We start from the raw sequence: 18,481 nt of genomic DNA on the forward strand, positions 1-18,481 counted from the left end.
GAAGACCAACGACATCGCCGGTGACGGCACCACCACCGCGACCGTGCTGGCCCAGGCCATCGTGCGCGAGGGCATGAAGTCGGTCGCCGCCGGCATGAACCCGATGGACCTGAAGCGCGGCATCGATCTCGCCGTTACCAAGGTCGTCGCGGACCTCAAGGCGCGTTCGAAGCCGGTTTCGGGTTCGAGCGAGATCGCCCAGGTCGGCACCATCTCCGCCAATGGCGAAGCCGAAATCGGCGAGATGATCGCCAAGGCGATGGACAAGGTCGGCAAGGAAGGCGTGATCACCGTCGAGGAAGCCAAGGGCATGGACTCGGAACTCGACGTCGTCGAGGGCATGCAGTTCGACCGCGGCTATCTCTCGCCCTACTTCATCACCAACCCCGAGAAGATGCAGGTCGAGCTCGATTCGCCCTATATCCTCATCCATGAGAAGAAGCTGTCGAACCTGCAGGCGCTGCTGCCGGTGCTCGAAGCCGTCGTCCAGTCCGGCCGGCCGCTGCTGATCATCGCCGAAGACGTCGAAGGCGAGGCCCTGGCCACGCTGGTGGTCAACAAGCTGCGTGGCGGCCTGAAGGTTGCCGCGGTCAAGGCGCCGGGCTTCGGCGATCGCCGCAAGGCAATGCTGGAAGACATCGCCGTCCTGACCAAGGGCGAGATGATCTCCGAGGACCTCGGCATCAAGCTCGAGAATGTCACGCTGCCGATGCTCGGCCAGGCGAAGCGCGTGACCATCGACAAGGACAACACCACCATCGTCGACGGTGCCGGCGAGGCGGAATCGATCAAGGGCCGGGTCGAGCAGATCCGCGCACAGATCGAAATCACCACCTCCGACTATGACAAGGAAAAGCTGCAGGAGCGCCTGGCCAAGCTGGCCGGTGGTGTTGCAGTGATCAAGGTCGGTGGCTCCACGGAAGTGGAAGTCAAGGAGCGCAAGGACCGCGTCGACGATGCGCTGCACGCCACCCGCGCTGCCGTGGAAGAAGGCATCGTTCCGGGCGGTGGTACCGCGCTGCTCTATGCCACCAAGGCGATCGAGGGGCTGAAGGGCGCCAACGACGACCAGACCCGTGGCGTCGACATCATCCGCAAGGCGCTGTTTGCGCCGGTTCGCCAGATTGCCCAGAACGCCGGCCATGATGGCGCGGTTGTCTCGGGCAAGCTGCTCGACGGCAATGACGACAAGATCGGCTTCAATGCGCAGACCGATGTCTACGAGAACCTCGTGGCCGCCGGCGTCATCGATCCGACCAAGGTCGTTCGTACGGCGCTGCAGGATGCGGCCTCGGTCGCCTCGCTGCTGATCACCACCGAAGCGGCGATCACCGAAGCACCCGCCGACGACAAGGCCGGTGGCGGCATGCCCGGCGGCGGCATGGGCGGTATGGGCGGCATGGGTGGCATGGACTTCTAAGTCCCGCCTTCCAGACGCTTCTGAAAATGAAGGGGGTCGCGGTGCAAGCCGCGGCCCCTTTTTCTTTTAGGCAGCGGCGTCCATGATGGGGCATGAGCTGGAAGATCAAGGCGCAACTGATGGCCGGCGACGAGATCGCACTCGGGCCGGGGAAGGCCGACCTGCTCGATGCGATCGCCGCCACCGGCTCGATCTCGGCCGCCGGTCGCGCCATGGGGCTGAGCTATCGCCGGGCCTGGCTGATGGTCGATGCGATGAACCGGCTGTTCGCCGAGCCGCTGGTGCTGACCGTGCGCGGCGGGCCGGGCGGGGCATCCTTGAGCGACTTTGGCCGCGCCGTGCTTGGCGACTATCGGGCGCTGCAGGCGCGGCTGGAGAAGGCGAGCGGCGGGCTGTGCGCGGGAATTGCGGGACGGTTGAAGGGCTAGGGGCCTGCGGCCTCCGGCGGTAACAAGATGCCTCCGGCGGCTGGGGCCGTAGGCCCCAGACCCCGATAATCCGGCCTCCGCAAGGCGACGCCAGAAGATCTCGCGGGATTAACCCAATGATTGGGGTCTGGGGCCTGCGGCCCCAGCCGCCGGAGGCACTTTACCTTACCGCCGGAGGCTCACTTCTTCTCGCTGACCATCAGTTCCACATCCGGGCCGGGGTTGCCGCTGAGCTGGATCAGGTGATCGCCGGGATTCAGGTCGAATTCGACAACCTTGTGGATGGTGGTGCAGGGGGCGAGGGCGCCGAACTTGCCCGAGGGCAGGGCGGTGCTGCCGGAGAGGACGTCGATCCATAAGGGCTGGGAGGCCGAGACGCGCCAGGTGCCGGCGGCGGGGATGCGGACGCGAATGAGGCCGGCGTGAACATTGGCGGGCGTGCGGACCTTGCCGGCGGGCTGGGCGAGGGTGACGCCGGCCGAAGGGTGAAGGGTGAGCCTGGCAGGAGTGCCGGGGGTAAGCGACGGCGCGTTGGTGGTCTTGGCGCTGGCAGCGATCGGGATGGGGGGCCTGGCCCAGGCGGCGAGATCGGTGGGCAGGTTGGCGTTGGAAATTTCCTTGCAGTCAGGGGTTCCCATCTGGGCCAAGGCCGGCGCGGCGGCGAAGGCGAGAAGGGCTGTGACGGCTATGAGCGATGCCCGCATGGCTTGTCTCCGACGAGGTTCGTTATATACAGCCATATATAGCGATTCGGTCAAAGGGAAGCGGGATTCATGCGCGGTGTCGGGGCGGCGATGGGGTTGTTGTGGGCCGTTTCGGCGGCGCCGGGATGGGCGGAGGCGCGATGGGCGGAGTTGGGGGAGCCGGAGGCATTTGCGCTGGGCATGATTACAGTGACGGGGGCGCAGGCGCCGGGGATTGCGATCGGCGCGGGCAGTCTGTCGTCGGAGGCGATCTTGTCATTCGAGCGGCAGACGCTCGACCAAGCGGCGGCGCTGATCCCGGGGGTGACCACCTCGAACAGCGGCGGTTCGCGCAATGAGCGGCTGCTGTTCGTGCGCGGCTTCGACCGGTTTCAGGTGCCGCTGTCTATCGATGGCATCCGGGTCTATCTGCCGGCCGACAACCGGCTCGATTTCGGGCGGTTCCTGACCGGCGACATCGCCGAGGTGCAGGTGGCCAAGGGCTATGTGTCGGTGATCGACGGGCCGGGCGCGCTGGGCGGGGCGATCAACCTAGTGACGCGGACGCCGCGGGACGGCTGGCAGGCGGAGGCGCGGGCCAGCCTGTCCTTCGACCGCGGGCTGAATGCTGCCGGTCATTCGCAGTTCGGCTATGTCGGCGTGCGGCAGGGCGGCTTTTATGCGCAGGTTTCCGGCACGCATGTCGAGCGGGATTTCTTCACCACGGCGGGCGGCTTTGTGCCGACGGCGAACCAGGCGGCGGGGCGGCGCGACCTCTCCGACAACCGCGACTGGCGGGTGAATGCCCGAGTCGGCTATGCGCCGGGCGACGGCACCGAGCTGGCGATTTCTTATACGCGGCAGGAGGGATCGAAGAACGCGCCGGTCGAAACGACGGTGCCGCTGCCGGTGCAGCGCTACTGGTCGTGGCCGGAATGGAATCTCGAGCAGATCGCGCTGTTCGCCGCCGCGCCGCTAGGCGACACGGCCAAGATGCAGGCGCGGGTGTTTCGCTTCAAGTTCGACAATCTGCTGCGGTCCTTCGATACGCGGGCGCAGACGACCCAGACGCTTGGACGAGCGTTCAACAGTTTTTATGAGGACGAGGCGACCGGCGGCTCGCTGCGGCTCGATGTCGAGCTGAGCGATCGGCAGGCGCTGACCCTTGCCGGGCATGTGCGGCGCGACGAGCATGTCGAGTTCCAGCAGGGGTTTCCCTCCGGCTTCATCGAGCCGCGCCAGACCTCGCTGGAAACGACCTGGAGCGTGGCGGCCGAGCATGTGCTGAGGCTGGCGCCGGCGGTTAATTTACGGACCGGCTTCGGCTATGACTGGCGCGATCTGCACAAGGCGGAGGAGTTTGGCGTGCCGCCCGGCGGCGGGGCGGCGACGGTGTTCGGTTACCCGGTGCGCAGCGGCGATGCCTGGAATGCGCAGGGGCAGCTCGAATGGCTGCCCGATGGTGACAACCGCCTGGCGCTGAGCGTGTCTTCGCGGGCGCGGTTTCCGACGCTGTTCGACCGATTCTCGTCGCGGTTTGGCGGGGCGACGTCCAACCCGGATCTGAAGGCCGAGCGGGCGACGCAGATCGAGCTGGCCGGGCGGCACCAGTCCGGCCGGGTGGCGCTGGAGGCGGCGATTTATGTGGCCGATGTGCGCGATGCGATCTTCGGGGTGCCGGCGCTGTTCTATACGTGCACCGCCTCGACGGGGGCGCCCTCGGTGCCTGTGCCCGGGTGCGAGCCGCAGGCGGTGAGCCAGAGCCGTAATGTCGGCAAAGGCACTTATTGGGGGGCCGAGGGCGCGGTGTCGGCCGATATTGCGGCGGGGCTGCGCGGCGGGGTGAGTGCCACCTTTGTGAAGCGCGATATCCGCGACCCCAATTTGCCGGCGTTTCGACCGGTAGGGGTGCCGGACCTGAGCGGCTTCGTCTGGCTTGACTGGCAGCCGCTGGCGGACGTGACCGTTTTGCCGAGCCTTGACATCGCCGGCGACCGCTGGGTGGTGAACACCGCCGGGACGCAATGGACGCGCGATGGGGCGCATCTGCTGGCCAATCTGCGGCTGGCGTGGGCGCCGCGGCCGGGGCTGGAGGTGGCGGCGAGCGCCAGCAATATCTTCGACCGCAACTACCAGCTGGCGCTGGGCTTTCCCGAGGCGGGGCGGACGTTCATGCTGTCGGTGCGCGCCGGCTATTGAGCCGGGGCGGCTGGCGTGGCGGCACCGGCTTCGGCCATCGCTGCCTCGACATCGGCATTGGCCTTGGCGACCAGCGCCGCCTCCTCGGTGGAGGCTGGCGCGTCTGCCGGCTTGTCACAGCTGGCGAGCAGCAGGGCGAGGGGTAGCAGGGCTACAGGCGTGCGGAGGGGCATAGGCAGGCTCATGTCAGGGGGCGGCGGGCTCGGCCGGTTCGGGCGTGGCCTGGGCAGCACTATCGGGTGCGGGCGTGTCGGGTGCGGGGGCTTCGGTGCTTTCCGGAACGGCATCGTCGCCATAATATTCCAACTCCTCGGCGGTGAGCGGCGGGTTGCCATAGTATAGCTGGGCCCGGCGGCTCTGCAGGAAGGCCGAGCGGATGGTCGCATATTCATCGAGGCTTGAGGCGAGCAGCCCGTCCGCGCCGGAATCGGTGAGACGCGAGCGGGCATCGATCAGGCGGCCGCCGATGAGGCCGGCGCGCCACCAGATGCTCGGGCTCAGGATGCGATTGCGCGCGATGTCGGCGGGATCGACGAAGAAATCGAAGGGCACGCCGACCCCGTCCCGCAGCGTGCTGGGACCGAGGAACGGCAGCATGACATAAGGGCCGGCGGCGATGCCCCATTGGCTGAAGGTCATGCCGAAGTCTGTCGGATCGTCCGGCCGCCCGAGATCGGTGGCAACATCGGCAAGGCCGCCGACGCCAAGCGTCGTGTTCAGGAGGAAGCGGTCCAAGGTCTGAAAGGCGCGCTTTATCTTGCCCTGCAGCAGGTAGTTCAGAAAATATCGGGGCTGGCCATAATTGTTGTAGGCGTTGCTGACCAGGCGCCGGCCGGGCTGGGGGACGACGGCGCGATAGGCGCTGCTGATCGGTTTCATCACATAACGGTCTGCATTCTTGTTGAAGGCATAGACGCGGCGGTTGCTGGCCTCCCAAGGATCGGCCTGTGCGGTCTCCAGGCTCAGGCTGCGCGGGGTGGCGCAGGCGGTGGCGAGGAGAGGGAGGGCCAGAAGCGCAGCCAGGCGCGGAAGACAACGCATCACACGCGCCTTGCACAGGCGGGGGACGGCGGCAAGGGCTCTGTGCTTCTTGACACATATAAAGATGTCTTTATGTGATGCGACATGGAGCGGTTGCTGGATATTTTCAGGGCGTTGGCGGACCCGAGCCGGGTGCGCATTCTGTTGCTGGTGCGGCGGATGGAATTGTCCGTCGGCGAGCTGGTGCTGGTGCTGGGGCAGAGCCAGCCGCGGGTGTCTCGCCATGTTCGAATCCTGGCCGAGGCCGGGCTGGTATCGCGGGCGCGCGAGGGCGCCTGGGTGTTCGTGCGGCTGGGCGAGGCGCGGGTCACGGCGCCGGTGCTGGCAGTGATCGACGGGCTGGAGGGGGCCGATTGGGCCTGGGACGATCTGGCGCGGCTGGCGGTGGTGCGGGCCGAGCGGGGGGCGGCGGCGGACGCCTGGTTTGCCGCGCATGCCGAGGACTGGGACCGCGAGCGCTCGCTCTACACACGCGAGGCGGAGGTGGAGGCGGCGATTGTTGCGGCGCTGGACGGCAGCGGGCTGGGTGACCTGATCGATGTCGGCACCGGCACGGGGCGGATGATCGAGCTGCTGGGACCGGCGGCGACGCGGGCGCTGGGGCTGGACCGCAGCCCGGAGATGCTGCGGCTGGCGCGCGGTCGGATCGAATCGGCGGGGCTTGGCCATGCCGAGGTCCGGCACGGCGACATGTATGCGCTGCCGCGCGGCGACGCGACGGTGGACACGGTGGTGCTGCATCAGGTGCTGCACTTTGCCGATGACCCGGCGGCGGTGATCGGCGAGGCGGTGCGGGTGTTGCGACCCGGCGGGCGGCTGCTGGTCGTCGACCTGGCGGCGCATACTCGTGAGGAGCTGCGCAGCCAGCGGCGGCATCTGCGGCTGGGGTTTGCCGATGAGGCGGTGCTCGGCTGGATGGGCGCCGCGGGTCTGGCGGCGCGGGTGGCGGCGCATCTGCCGGGCGAGGATACGCTGGCGGTAACGCTTTGGATTGGCGAAAGGAATGTCGCGTGAGTGTTGGGTTTGACGGGCCGCTGTATGCCGATGTGCCGGGCGACATTGCGGTCAGCTTCGAGTTTTTCCCGCCGAAGTCGCCGGCGATGGAGACGACGCTTTGGGAGAGCTTCGAGACGCTGACGCCGCTGCAGCCGCGCTTCGTGTCGGTGACCTATGGGGCGGGCGGGACGACGCGCGAGCGGACGCATGCGACGGTCGCCAAGATCGCCAGCGAGAGCGCGGTGCCGGCGGCGGCGCACCTGACTTGCGTGGACGCCAGCCGTGACGAGATCGACGAGATTGCGCGCGGCTATTGGGAAGCTGGGGTAAGGCATATCGTGGCGCTGCGGGGGGATCCGCCGGGCGGGCAGAAGTGTTTCGAGGCGCGGCCGGATGGCTATGCCAATGCGGCCGAGCTGGTGGCCGGGCTGAAGCGGGTGGCGGATTTCGAGATTTCGGTCGGCGCCTATCCGGAGGTGCATCCGGAGGCTGCGAGCCTGGAGGCCGACCTGGAGGCGCTGCGGGCCAAGCTGGGCGCGGGGGCCAGCCGGGCGATCACCCAGTTCTTCTTCGAGCCCGAGACCTTCCTGCGTTTCCGGGACCGGGCGGCAGCGGCGGGGATCGATGCCGAGATCGTGCCGGGTATCTTGCCGGTGAGCAACTTTGGCAGCCTGATGCGGATGGCAGGGCCGTGCGGCACGGCGGTGCCGGACTGGATGGCGCGGCTGTTCGACGGGCTGGACGGCAAGCCGGCGGCACGGCAGCTGGTGGCGGCGACGGTGGCGGCCGAGCTGTGCCGGCGGCTTTACGGCGAGGGCGTGCGGCATTTCCACTTTTACACCTTGAACCGCGCCGAGCTTTCTTACGCGATCTGTCATCTGTTGGGAGTACGTGCGGCATGAGTGTTTCCGATGACCTGCGCGCGGCGGCGCGCGAACGGATCCTGGTCAAGGACGGCCCGTATGGCACGGCGATCCAGGCGCTGGGGCTGGTCGAGGCCGATTACCGGGGCGACCTGTCGCTGAACCGCGACCAGAAGGGCAACAACGACCTGCTCAACCTGACGCGGGCCGAGGATATCGCTGGCATTGCCCGAGCCTATATCGAGGCCGGGGCCGATGTGCTTGCGACCAACACGTTCAACGCCAACCGGATCAGCCTGGCCGATTATGGCGCCGAGCATCTGGTGCGCGAGGTCAATCTGGCGGCGGCGGCGATTATTCGCGGCGAAGTGGACCGGGCGAAGGCGGTGGATGGGCGGCAGCGGTTCGTCGCGGGCAGCCTCGGGCCCACGAACAAGACGCTGTCGCTGTCTCCCAAGGTCGAGGACCCGGGGTTTCGCGAGGTGGATTTCGACGGGGTGAAGGCGGTGTACCGTGAGCAGATCGAGGCGCTGCTCGAGGGCGGGGTGGACTTCATCCTGATCGAGACGGTGTTCGACACGCTGAATGCCAAGGCGGCGGCCTTTGCCGCGGCCGAGGCAGGCGAGGCGCGAGGCGCAGATGTGCCGGTGATGCTGTCGATGACGCTTACCGACCTGTCTGGGCGCAACCTCTCCGGGCAGACGGTGGAGGCATTCTGGCATTCGATCCGCCATGTGAAGCCGGTGACGGTGGGGCTCAACTGCTCGTTCGGCGCGACCGAGCTGCGGCCGCATGTGCAGGCGCTGGCCAAGGTGGCTGATGTGCTGCTGCAGGTCTATCCGAATGCCGGACTGCCGAACGATCTCGGCGCCTATGACGAGCTGCCGGAGACGACGGCGAAGCTGATCGAAGGCTGGGCCAATGAGGGTCTGATCAACATCGTTGGCGGCTGCTGCGGCACGACGCCGGCGCATATTGCGGCGATGGCGCGGGCGGTGGCGGGGAAGCCGCCACGGGCGATGCCGAAGCCGGGACCGGCGATGCGGCTGGCGGGGATTGAAGCAGTGAGTTTTGCGGCATGAGTGTCAGGCGTTTTATCAATGTCGGCGAGCGGACCAATGTCACCGGGTCGGCGCGGTTCAAGAAGCTGATCATGGCGGGCGATTATGCGACCGCCGTGGAAGTGGCGCTGGAACAGGTCGAGAATGGGGCGCAGATCCTTGACGTCAACATGGATGAGGGGCTGCTCGACTCCGAGGCGGCGATGGTGACGTTCCTGAAGCTGATCGCTGCCGAGCCCGACATCGCGCGGATTCCGGTGATGGTCGATTCTTCGAAATGGTCGGTGATCGAAGCCGGGCTGAAGTGCCTGGTCGGCAAGGGCGTGGTCAATTCGATCAGCCTGAAGGAAGGCGAGGCGCAATTCCTGGCGCAGGCGCGGACGGTGATGCGCTACGGCGCTGCCGCCGTGGTGATGGCCTTTGACGAAAAGGGCCAGGCCGATACGCAGGCGCGCAAGGTGGAAATCTGCCAGCGCGCCCATGACCTGCTGGTGGGCATCGGCTTTCCGCCCGAGGACATCATTTTCGATCCGAACATCTTTGCGGTGGCGACGGGGATCGAGGAGCATGACAATTACGGCGTCGATTTCATCGAGGCGACGCGCGAGATCCGGCGGCGGATGCCGCATGTGCATGTCTCTGGCGGCGTCTCCAACCTGAGCTTCTCGTTTCGCGGCAATGAGCCGGTGCGGCGGGCGATGCATTCGGTGTTTCTCTTCCATGCGATCCAGGCCGGGATGGACATGGGGATCGTCAATGCCGGGCAACTCGATGTCTATGACGCCATCGATCGGGAGCTGCGCGAGGCGTGTGAGGATGTGGTGCTCAATCGGGTGCCCAAGGGCACCAATCTCAGCCCGACCGAGCGGCTGCTGGAGATCGCCGACCGCTTCAAGGGCGGAGAAGTAGCCGAGAAGGTGGCGGCGGAGTGGCGGTCATGGCCCGTGCAGAAGCGGCTCGAACATGCGCTCGTGAAGGGGCTGGATGCCGATGTGGTGGCCGACACCGAGGAGGCACGGCATCTGTTCGCGCGGCCGATCGAGGTGATCGAAGGGCCGCTCATGGCGGGAATGAACGTCGTCGGCGACCTGTTCGGGGCGGGGAAGATGTTCCTGCCGCAGGTGGTGAAGTCGGCGCGGGTGATGAAGAAGGCGGTGGCGCACCTGCTGCCCTATATCGAGGCGGAGAAATCGGCCGGATCGTCCAGCAAGGGGCGGATCGTGATGGCGACGGTGAAGGGTGACGTCCACGATATCGGCAAGAACATCGTCGGCGTGGTGCTCCAGTGCAATAACTTCGAGGTGATCGACCTCGGCGTGATGGTGCCGTTCCAGACCATCCTCCAGGCGGCGAACGACCATGATGCCGACATGATCGGGCTTTCGGGGCTGATCACGCCGTCGTTGGACGAGATGGTCACAGTGGCCAGCGAGATGCAGCGGGCCGGGATGACGATGCCGCTGCTGATCGGCGGCGCGACGACGAGCCGGGTGCATACGGCCCTGCGGATCGCGCCGGCCTATGAGGGGCCGGTGGTGCATGTGCTCGATGCCAGCCGCGCGGTCGGCGTGGCGGGGACTTTGGTGTCGGACACCTTGCGCAACGACTTCGTGGCGGGCGTGGTTGCCGATTATGCCGAGGCGCGGGCCCGGCATGGGCGTGGGCAATCGAAGCTGACCGAGATCGCCGACGCGCGGGCCAATGCCTTTATGCCGGATTTTGCCGCGCATCCGCCGGTGAAGCCGGCGTGGACGGGGGTGAAGTCGATTCAAGATGTGACGGTGCGGGAGCTGATTCCCTACATCGACTGGACGCCGTTCTTCCGGGCCTGGGAGTTGGCGGGGAATTATCCGGCGATCCTCGACGATGAGGTGGTGGGCGCGCAGTGCCGCGAGCTGTTCGGCGATGCGCAGGCCATGCTGGGGCGGATCGAGGCCGAGGGCTGGCTGCGGCCGCGCGGCGTGCTGGCGATCTGGCCGGCGCGGCGGGACGGTGATGATGTGCTGCTGTTCGCCGACGAAGGGCGCGGTGAGCCGATGGCGCGGCTGCCTTTCCTGCGGCAGCAGATGGCGAAGCGGGAGGGGCGGGCGAACTCCTGCCTGGCGGATTTCGTGCATCCCGAGGCCGACTGGCTGGGCGGGTTCGCGGTGTCGGCGGGCGAGGGGATCGACGATCATCTGGCGCGGTTCAAGGCGGACCATGACGATTACAGCGATATCCTGCTGAAGGCGCTTGCCGACCGGCTGGCGGAAGCCTTTGCCGAATATCTGCATGCGCGGCTGCGGCGCGAGTTTTGGGGCTATGCCGCGGACGAGACGCTGACGAACGAGCAGCTTATCCGCGAGCAATATGAAGGGATAAGGCCGGCGCCGGGCTATCCGGCCTGCCCCGAGCACAGCCTGAAGCGCGACTTGTTTGCGCTGATGGATGTGGAGGCGCGGGCGGGGATTTCGCTGACCGATAGCTTCGCGATGTGGCCGACGGCGGCGGTTTCGGGCTTCTACTTTGCCCATCCGCAATCGCATTATTTTGGCGTGGCGCGGATCGGCCGGGACCAGCTGGCCGATTATGCGGTACGGCGGGGGATCTCGATCGAGGATGCGGAGCGGTTGTGCCGGCCTAATCTCGATTGAGGCCGTGAAGGCGGGGTGGCGTGCATGACCACCCTCTTGTGAAAGGGCATCCGATCGCGCACGTTGATGGCGGCTGCGCTACGACGTGTGCCTTGGGGAGCGTGCATGCCGAATCTGCCTGATCTTATGGACCCCGAGGTGCAGGCCTGTCCCTATGGGCTTTATGCGACACTGCGCGCGCGGTCGCCGGTGTACAGGATGCCCAGCACCGGTTTTCATCTGGTGACCAGTTATGACCTGTGCATGCAGGTCATTCGGCAACCCGATCTGTTCGCCAGCGGCGTCAGCCCGGCTACGCTTCGCCCCGGCGGTGTGCCATCGGAGGTTGTCAGGGTTTTTTCCGAGGATGGCTGGCTTCCCAAAGCGTCCTGCTCGACCTCTGATCCGCCGCGCCATACATGGGTGCGGGCGTTGCTGGACCGGCTATTCACGGCCTCGAAGGTGCGCGCCATGGTGCCCTGGATGGAGAGCACGTCCACGCAGTTGATCGATCAGTTTGCCGATGCGGGCGAATGCGAATTTGTTCGCAGCTTTGCCCATCCATTTCCGATGATCGTGATCGCCGAGCAGATCGGCGTGTCGCCGGATATGATCGACACGTTCAAATCATGGTCCGATGCCATCGTCGAGCCGTTCAGCATGATGGTCAGCCCGGAACGCGAGGTCGAATGTGCGCGGCTATTTGTGGACATGCAGAAATTCTTCGCGGCGGGCATTGAAGCGCGGCGGCTGGCACCGCGGGATGATCTGCTGACCGTCATTGCGCAGACGCGGGATGATGAGGGCGAACTGCTGGCCATGGACGAGGCGCTGACGATCATCGCGGTCGATCTGCTGGCGTCCGGCAACGATACGACGGCATCTGCCCTGGCGTCCGGCATGCGGCTGTTGATCGAGAATCCGCATGTTCAGGAAAGGCTGGCGGCCGATCCGGCGTTGATCCCGGCCTTTGCCGAGGAAGTGGTGCGACTGGAGTCCCCCGCGCAAGGCATGTTCCGGCGGGTGGTGTCGCCGACGGTGCTGGCTGGCACCGCATTGCAGGCGGGAGACCTGCTCAGCCTGCGCTTTGGCGCCGCCAACCGCGACGAGCAGCTGTTCCCGATGGCCGACAGCATCGACCTTCACCGGAAATCACCGGGCAGGCATCTGGCATTCGGGATCGGCCGGCATCATTGCATCCGCGCGCCGCTGGCGCGGCAGGAGCTGATCACCTGCTTTTCGCTGCTGATCCGCCGGCTTCGGGACTTCCGGTTGCAGCCCGGCACGCCGGAACTGGCCTATGTGCCGAGCTTTTTCGGGCGAAACCTAGTGCGATTGCCGATCCGCTTCGATCGGAGATGAAGGCACATCCGGCGGCGCTTCGGGCTTACCGAAAACGCCGCCGCGGCCGCGCTGGATCAGACGTGGTACATGCTCTTGCCGCCGACGACGGTCTCGACGATCTTGACGTCGATAATCTTCTCCGGGTTCACCTTGTAGAGATTGTCCGAGAGGATGACGTAATCGGCAAGCTTGCCGGGCGTGATCGTGCCCTTGATGTTTTCTTCGAAGGTGGAGTAGGCGCCCATGACGGTGGACAGGCGAATGGCCTCCTCCACCGTGACCTTCTGCGACGCCCCCCAGGTCTCGCCGTTGAAGCCCTTGCGGGTGACCATGCCCTGGATCGCCATCAGCGGATCGAAGGGGCCGGGGTAGAAGTCCGAGCCAGTGGAGGCGTTGATGCCCATGTCCAGCATGTCGCGGTAAGGCATCATGTGCTCGGCCATGTCGGCGCCGTAGAAACGGAACTTGTCGGCGTTGTAATAGATGTAGGTGCTGAACAGCGACGGCTGGGCGTCGACGGCCTTGATCCGCTTCATCTGTGCGGCGCTTGGCAGCGAGCAATGGGTGAGCTTAGGCCGCGTGTTGGGACGCGGGAACCGGCTCTGGGCATAATCATAGGCATTGAGCGCCTGCTCGATGGCGGGTTCGCCATTGGCGTGCATGTTCATGCGAATGCCGCCGCGGTGCATGCGCTCGGCCCATTCCATCGTGTCCTTCGGCAGCTCGGTGAGGTTGCCCTTATATGGCGGGGTGACGCCGATATAGGGACGGGTCATCGACATGGTGCGGGACGAGAGCGCGCCGTCGAGCGTGTGTTCGCGGGTGCCGCCGAAGCGGAACCAGTCATCGCCGAAGCCGCTGCCGACGCCGGCCTGAAGTAGCGCGTCGCACACTTCATGGCTGGCTTCATAGGCGATGCGGGTCTTCAGGGTGCCGCGCTCGCGGGAACCCTGAATTATCGGGATGATGTCATCGTTGGAGTCGTAGGAGACGCTGGTGAGGCCGAATTCAGCGAATTTGGCGGAGATGAACTCGAAGCCCTTGAGCGCCCGGTCGGCCGCCTCTGCGGGTGTATAGACCGCGCGGGTGCCGAAGGAGCCCATCTTGCGGCCAGCGGTGTCGGTGACACGGCCGCTGAGTTCGCCCTTCTCGTTCTTCTCATAGGTGCCGCCGAGGATGTCCGGCGTTTCCTTGGTGACGCCGGCCTGCTTGAAGGCATAGGAGTTGAAAATGGAGGCATGGCCGCCGCGCAGGCTGACCTGGACCGGATGCTGGGTGGTGGCCTTGTCGAGGTCCGCGATCGTGAGCTGGCGGTTGTCCTTGATCTTGGTGTCATCGTAGAAGGCCGCCGTGATCCATTCGCCGGGCTTGGTTTCGGCGGCGCGGGCCTTGATCTTGTCGATGATCGACTGGATCGTGACATATTCGACGACATAAGGATTGCCGGCATTGATGCCGTAAAGCAGCCCCTCGCCGCGCCCATGGTTGTGGGTGTCATTGAAGCCTGGCACGACCATGCCGCCGCCGGCATCGACGATACGGGTGCGCGGTCCGGCGATGGACTTCATTTCCTCGGTAGTGCCGACCGCGAGGAAGCGATCGCCCTTGACGGCGAAGGCCTGCGCTACCGGCTTGGCGGCGTCCATGGTGGCGACATAGCCGTTGATCACGATGAAATCGGGATCCTGCTCCGGCATGGCGCCGAAGGCGGGGGCGGCGGACAGCGCCAGCCCTCCGAGCCCGCATTGTTCAAGAAACACACGACGGCTGCGAAGATGGCGCATTGTGTCATTCCCCCTGTCGCGGGCAACCCTTGCCCGAACCCATTCCCCGGGGTCAGGTTACGCGACTTGCAGGGGCAGTCAATATTGTTTGTCGCGGATATATTCAGTCTTTGGTGGCGGGCACCTTGTCTGCCGTCTTCGTGTCGAAATCCGAGGCGTCATGGCGTTCGTGAAGTTGTTCTTCGAGCGGGCCGCTGGTCTTGTTGACCATGCGGCCGCGCTTGACGGCGGGGCGGGCGGCGAGCTGGCTGGCCCAGCGGATGACATGCTCATATTCGTGGACCGACAGGAATTCGGCGGCATTATAGGCCTTGCCGATGACGACACCGCCGTACCAGGGCCAGATGGCGATATCGGCGATGGTGTAGGTGCTGCCGGCCATGAACTCGTTCCTCGCGAGGTGCTGGTTGAGCACGTCGAGCTGGCGCTTCACTTCCATCGCGTAGCGGTTGATCGGATATTCGAATTTCTCGGGCGCATAGGCGTAGAAATGGCCGAAGCCGCCGCCGAGGAAGGGAGCGCTGCCCATCTGCCAGAACAGCCAGTTGAACGTTTCGGTGCGGGGGGCGTGGTCGGTGGGGAGGAAGGCATTGTCGAACTTCTCGGCGAGGTAGACGAGGATTGAGGCGCTTTCGAAGACGCGGGTGGGGGGATTGGTGCTGCGGTCCATCAGCGCCGGGATCTTGCTGTTGGGGTTGGCGGCGACGAAGCCCGAACCGAACTGGTCGCCCTTGCCGATGTTGATCAGCCAGGCGTCATACTCGGCGCCGGTGTGGCCGGCGGCCAGCAGCTCCTCGAGGAGGATGGTGACCTTCTGGCCGTTGGGGGTGCCGAGCGAATGAAGCTGGAGCGGATGCTTGCCGACGGGGAGCGGGGTTTCATGCTGGGCGCCGGCAGTGGGCCGGTTGACGTTGGCGAACTGGCCGCCGTTGGCCTTGTCCCAGGTCCAGACTTTCGGGGGGGTGTAGGTGGTCATGAGGCTTCCCTTGTTACGTGGGGCTGTTGTGGGGATTGCGGGCGGCGCCGGCAAGACGGGGACGGGCTCAGGCCGCGAAAAGCGCGTCCGAAAGCAGGAAGGCGCGGACGGCGGGATCGGTGCTGAGGCCGGCGGCGCGGGTGGCGGCGGCGCGGGCCTCGTCCGGCCGGCCGGCGGCGTTGAGGGCGCGGGCGCGGGCGGCCCACCACGGCTGGTGACTGGTGCAGCGGGTAGCGAGGGCATCGAGCGCGGCGAGGGCGGGTGCCGGATGGCCAGCCTGGGCGAGGGCGGCGGCGCGGGCGATGCTGGCACCGACGCTGGGGGCGACGGCGAGAAGCTGGTCGTAGAGGGCGAGCAGGGGCGCGGCCAGCGGCTGGCCGGTCATGCGGTGGTGATTGTGCAAGGACTGAATGGCGGCCTCCAGCTGGAAGCGGCCGGGGGCGCGGTGGGCGGCGGCGGCGCGCAGCCGGGCTTCGGCCTCGGCGATGGCCGGGGCCGACCAGAGGCGCGGGTCCTGGCGGGAGAGGGGGACAAAGGCGCCGTCCGGCCCGCGACGGGCCGGGCCGCGGGCCTCGCAGAACAGGATGAGGGCGAGCAGGCCGGCGGATTCCGGATCGTCCGGCACCTCGGCGGCGAGCAGGCGGGCGAGGAACAGTGCCTCGCCGGCGAGGCCGGCGAGGCGGACATCGGCGGCGGTGAGCGCTTCCCAGCCGGCGCCATAGGCGGCGTAGATGGCGGCGCGGATGGCGGCGAGGCGGGCGGGGCGGGCCTCCGGCTCGGGGACGTTAAAGGGAATGCGGAGCGTGCGGATGCGGGCCTTGGCGCGGACCAGCGCTTGGCCCATGGCGGCAGGGGTGACCAGGAAGGCGGCGGCAATGCGCGCGGCATCGAGGCCGAGCACGGTCTGCAGCATCAGTGGCGCCTGGGTGGACACGGCGATGGCGGGATGGGTGCAGACGAACAGCAGCTTCAGGCGTTCGTCGTCGAATGCCGGGTCCGGTGCTTCGGCGCGTTCTTCGGCGAGCTGGATGAGCACCGCCTCGCCTGCGGTGGCCGTGTCAGCGCGGGCGCGGGCGGCGCCGAGATTGCGGCGCGCGGCGGTGAACAGCCAGGCCTCGGGGTTGGCGGGCACGCCGCTGACCGGCCAATGGTGGAGGGCGGCCACGAGGGCCCGGGCAAGGGCATCTTCGGCGGCGGCGATGTCCCGCGAGCGGCTGGCGAGGAGGGCGAGGAGGCGGCCATAGGCGGTGCGGGCGGCGCGATCGGCCGCCAGGGACGCCGGGCTGGCCGCCTCCATGCGGTTATGCGGCGGGCGGCGCCGGCATCACCGGGCGGATCTCCACCGAACCGGCGCTGGCGCAGGGCGCGCGGGCTGCCCATTGCAGCGCGGCGTCGAGATCGGGGACTTCGAGGATGACAAAGCCGCCGAGAAGCTCCTTGGTGTCGGCGAAGGGGCCGTCCTCGACCTGCCAGCGGCCGTCGGTGGTGCGCAGCGTGGTGGCGGTGCTTGGCGGCAGCAGGCCCTGGCCACTGTGCAGGACGCCGGCGGCGCCCATGGCGCCCATATAGGCGGTCCAGGCCCCCCAATAGGCGGGGGCGTCCGGGGTGTCCCGCCGGGCCTGTTCCTCGGGGGTTTCGTGATAGAGAAGCGCGAATTGCATGGCGATATCCTTTCCGAAAAACGGGGGGCTTGTCGAGCTACATGCCGGTGCGGGTGGGCGCGTGGGCGACGACCTCGATACGGCCGCCGCGGGCGGCGGGCAGGCTGTCGGCCAGGCGGCGGGCGGCGGCGGCATCCGGGGCCTCGATGACGAAATAGCCGCCGAGGATCTGGCCGGCGGAATCGGGCCGGCCGGTCGGCTCGAGCGCGGCGCCGCCCTTCAGCGCGCCAGCCCTGGCGAGCTGGCCGCCGGCGGCGGCGAAGCCCTGCCAATAGGCGGTGCCGGCCGGGCCGGGGTCCGGGCGCTTGGCGAGCTCGGCCGGGGATTCGTGGATGAGCAGCGTGTACTGGCCGGCATGCAGCGGGGCTGCGGCCAGCAGGGCGGCGGCGAGGCACTTCAGGATCATCAGGGTCGCTCCGTTCGGGCCGCCCGGCCATTCCGGGGGCCTGAAGCGATGAGTGGCGACGCTGGCGGATTCAGACAGTGGAGCCGAGAAAAAATTCAGTCGTCGAGGGCAGCATAGGCGAGGGTGCGGATTTCGCGGCGGACGGGCCAGGTGCTGCTGGGGATGAGCTGGGTCATGAAGATGCCGATCAGGTCTTCGGCCGGGTCGATCCAGAAGAAGGTGCTGGCCATGCCGCCCCAGGACAGGTCGCCGGCCGAGCCGGGGATCAGCGTGCGGTGTGGCTGCTGGACGACCGCGAAGCCGAGGCCGAAGCCGACGCCATCATAGCTGGCTTCCGAAAACAGCGAGCGCGACATGGCGGGCAGGTCGACACCACCGGGGAGGTGGTTGGCGGTCATCAGGTCGATGGTCTTGCGGCTGAGATAGCGGTGGCCATCAAGCGTGCCGCGACCGAGGATCATTCGGGCGAAGCGGAGATAGTCGGCCGCGGTGGAAACCAGGCCGCCGCCGCCGGAGAGGAATTCGGGCGGGGCGAGGAAGGGCGAGGTGCGGGCGTCGTCCTGCAACGCGAAGCCGCCTTCGGGGGTAGCTTTGTAGCAGCTGGCGAGGCGGTGGGCACTCGCGGCGGGCACGTGAAAGCCGGTGTCGATCATGCCGAGCGGACCGAACAGCCGCTGCTCGAGAAAATCGGCGAGCGACTGGCCGCTGACCAGCTCGATCAGCCAGCCGATGACATCGGTGGCGACCGAATAGTTCCAGCCTTCGCCGGGGCTGAATTCAAGCGGCAAAGTGGCGAGCGCCTCGATCATCGTTTCGAGGGTGTCGGCCTTCTCCACCTCGCCGATGCGCCGCGCCCGGTAGGCGGCGTCGACGGGGGTCTGCTGCTGGAAGCCATCGGTGAGGCCCGAGGTGTGGCGGAGCAGGTCGATGACCAGCATCGGGCGGGCGAGCGGGCGGGTCTCGAAGCCGGTCTCGAGAGTGCCGCCGGCATAGGCGGCAAGGGATTT

General features: G+C 67.1%; 17 protein-coding genes. 8 read left to right on the plus strand and 9 right to left on the minus strand.

Going from position 1 to position 18,481, the window contains the following annotated elements; translation table 11 throughout:
• Both groL and ACTIFJ_RS11475 read left to right on the plus strand, forming a co-directional pair.
• The coding region (gene groL, locus ACTIFJ_RS11470) for a chaperonin GroEL (RefSeq protein ID WP_439534244.1) at positions 1-1,420 on the plus strand (1,420 nt) is incomplete at its 5' end.
• Between the two features lie 92 nt (positions 1,421-1,512).
• A complete protein-coding gene (locus ACTIFJ_RS11475) occupies positions 1,513-1,848 on the plus strand; it encodes a winged helix-turn-helix domain-containing protein (RefSeq protein ID WP_439534245.1) in 336 nt (111 codons plus the stop codon).
• A gap of 179 nt (positions 1,849-2,027) precedes the next feature.
• Here ACTIFJ_RS11475 and ACTIFJ_RS11480 read toward each other — a convergent pair whose 3' ends face one another.
• Positions 2,028-2,486, minus strand: coding sequence for a hypothetical protein (locus ACTIFJ_RS11480; protein WP_439534246.1), 459 nt, complete (start codon positions 2,484-2,486; stop codon positions 2,028-2,030).
• Positions 2,487-2,621: 135 nt separating this feature from the next.
• Between ACTIFJ_RS11480 and ACTIFJ_RS11485 the strand changes: the two genes are divergently transcribed.
• Positions 2,622-4,730, plus strand: a complete 2,109-nt coding sequence (locus tag ACTIFJ_RS11485) for a TonB-dependent receptor plug domain-containing protein (RefSeq protein ID WP_439534247.1) — start codon at positions 2,622-2,624, stop codon at positions 4,728-4,730.
• Here ACTIFJ_RS11485 and ACTIFJ_RS11490 read toward each other — a convergent pair.
• Together ACTIFJ_RS11490 and ACTIFJ_RS11495 are read right to left on the minus strand one after the other, a co-directional pair.
• The gene (locus ACTIFJ_RS11490) at positions 4,724-4,903 is read right to left on the minus strand and encodes a hypothetical protein (RefSeq protein ID WP_439534248.1); all 180 of its coding nucleotides are present in this window, start codon (positions 4,901-4,903) and stop codon (positions 4,724-4,726) included. The two genes, ACTIFJ_RS11485 and ACTIFJ_RS11490, sit on opposite strands and share 7 nt — an antisense overlap.
• A 13-nt stretch (positions 4,904-4,916) precedes the next feature.
• On the minus strand, positions 4,917-5,771 hold the full coding sequence (locus ACTIFJ_RS11495) for an MlaA family lipoprotein (RefSeq protein ID WP_439534249.1): 855 nt from the start codon (positions 5,769-5,771) through the stop codon (positions 4,917-4,919).
• Between the two features lie 84 nt (positions 5,772-5,855).
• On the opposite strand from ACTIFJ_RS11495, the gene ACTIFJ_RS11500 reads away from it, so the two are divergent.
• The 5 genes from ACTIFJ_RS11500 to ACTIFJ_RS11520 all read left to right on the plus strand — a co-directional run bounded on the left by ACTIFJ_RS11500 (position 5,856) and on the right by ACTIFJ_RS11520 (position 12,665).
• Entirely contained in the window at positions 5,856-6,785 is a 930-nt protein-coding gene (locus ACTIFJ_RS11500; protein WP_439534250.1) for an ArsR/SmtB family transcription factor, read from the plus strand.
• The gene (gene metF, locus ACTIFJ_RS11505; RefSeq protein WP_439534251.1) at positions 6,782-7,669 is read left to right on the plus strand and encodes a methylenetetrahydrofolate reductase [NAD(P)H]; all 888 of its coding nucleotides are present in this window, start codon (positions 6,782-6,784) and stop codon (positions 7,667-7,669) included. The genes ACTIFJ_RS11500 and metF overlap by 4 nt, the downstream gene beginning before the upstream one ends.
• Positions 7,666-8,712 (plus strand): homocysteine S-methyltransferase family protein, encoded by a 1,047-nt coding sequence (locus tag ACTIFJ_RS11510; RefSeq protein WP_439534252.1) that lies wholly within the window; start codon positions 7,666-7,668, stop codon positions 8,710-8,712. Before metF ends, ACTIFJ_RS11510 begins: the two co-directional genes overlap by 4 nt.
• Positions 8,709-11,324: a methionine synthase gene (gene metH, locus ACTIFJ_RS11515; RefSeq protein ID WP_439534253.1), complete on the plus strand. Its 2,616-nt coding sequence runs from the start codon at positions 8,709-8,711 to the stop codon at positions 11,322-11,324. The genes ACTIFJ_RS11510 and metH overlap by 4 nt, the downstream gene beginning before the upstream one ends.
• Positions 11,325-11,429: 105 nt before the next feature.
• Positions 11,430-12,665, plus strand: a complete 1,236-nt coding sequence (locus tag ACTIFJ_RS11520; protein ID WP_439534254.1) for a cytochrome P450 — start codon at positions 11,430-11,432, stop codon at positions 12,663-12,665.
• Positions 12,666-12,721: 56 nt separating this feature from the next.
• Here the strand turns inward: ACTIFJ_RS11520 and ACTIFJ_RS11525 are convergent, their stop codons facing one another.
• From ACTIFJ_RS11525 to ACTIFJ_RS11550, 6 genes are all read right to left on the minus strand, one after another.
• Positions 12,722-14,431 (minus strand): amidohydrolase, encoded by a 1,710-nt coding sequence (locus ACTIFJ_RS11525; protein ID WP_439534255.1) that lies wholly within the window; start codon positions 14,429-14,431, stop codon positions 12,722-12,724.
• A gap of 103 nt (positions 14,432-14,534) precedes the next feature.
• A complete protein-coding gene (gene yghU / locus ACTIFJ_RS11530; RefSeq protein WP_439534256.1) occupies positions 14,535-15,407 on the minus strand; it encodes a glutathione-dependent disulfide-bond oxidoreductase in 873 nt (290 codons plus the stop codon).
• Between the two features lie 67 nt (positions 15,408-15,474).
• Positions 15,475-16,704 carry a DUF6596 domain-containing protein gene (locus ACTIFJ_RS11535; RefSeq protein ID WP_439534257.1) on the minus strand — a complete coding sequence of 410 codons (1,230 nt, stop codon included), beginning with the start codon at positions 16,702-16,704 and terminating at the stop codon, positions 15,475-15,477.
• Positions 16,705-16,708: 4 nt separating this feature from the next.
• Positions 16,709-17,068 carry a YciI family protein gene (locus ACTIFJ_RS11540; protein ID WP_439534258.1) on the minus strand — a complete coding sequence of 120 codons (360 nt, stop codon included), beginning with the start codon at positions 17,066-17,068 and terminating at the stop codon, positions 16,709-16,711.
• A 37-nt stretch (positions 17,069-17,105) separates the two neighbouring features.
• Positions 17,106-17,474: a YciI family protein gene (locus ACTIFJ_RS11545; RefSeq protein ID WP_439534259.1), complete on the minus strand. Its 369-nt coding sequence runs from the start codon at positions 17,472-17,474 to the stop codon at positions 17,106-17,108.
• Positions 17,475-17,569: 95 nt separating this feature from the next.
• Positions 17,570-18,481 (minus strand): serine hydrolase domain-containing protein (locus tag ACTIFJ_RS11550; protein WP_439534260.1); only part of this gene is annotated, 912 nt, incomplete at its 5' end.

The sequence above is a fragment of the Polymorphobacter sp. genome, assembly GCF_051860865.1.
Taxonomy (GTDB): Bacteria; Pseudomonadota; Alphaproteobacteria; order Sphingomonadales; family Sphingomonadaceae; genus Sandarakinorhabdus.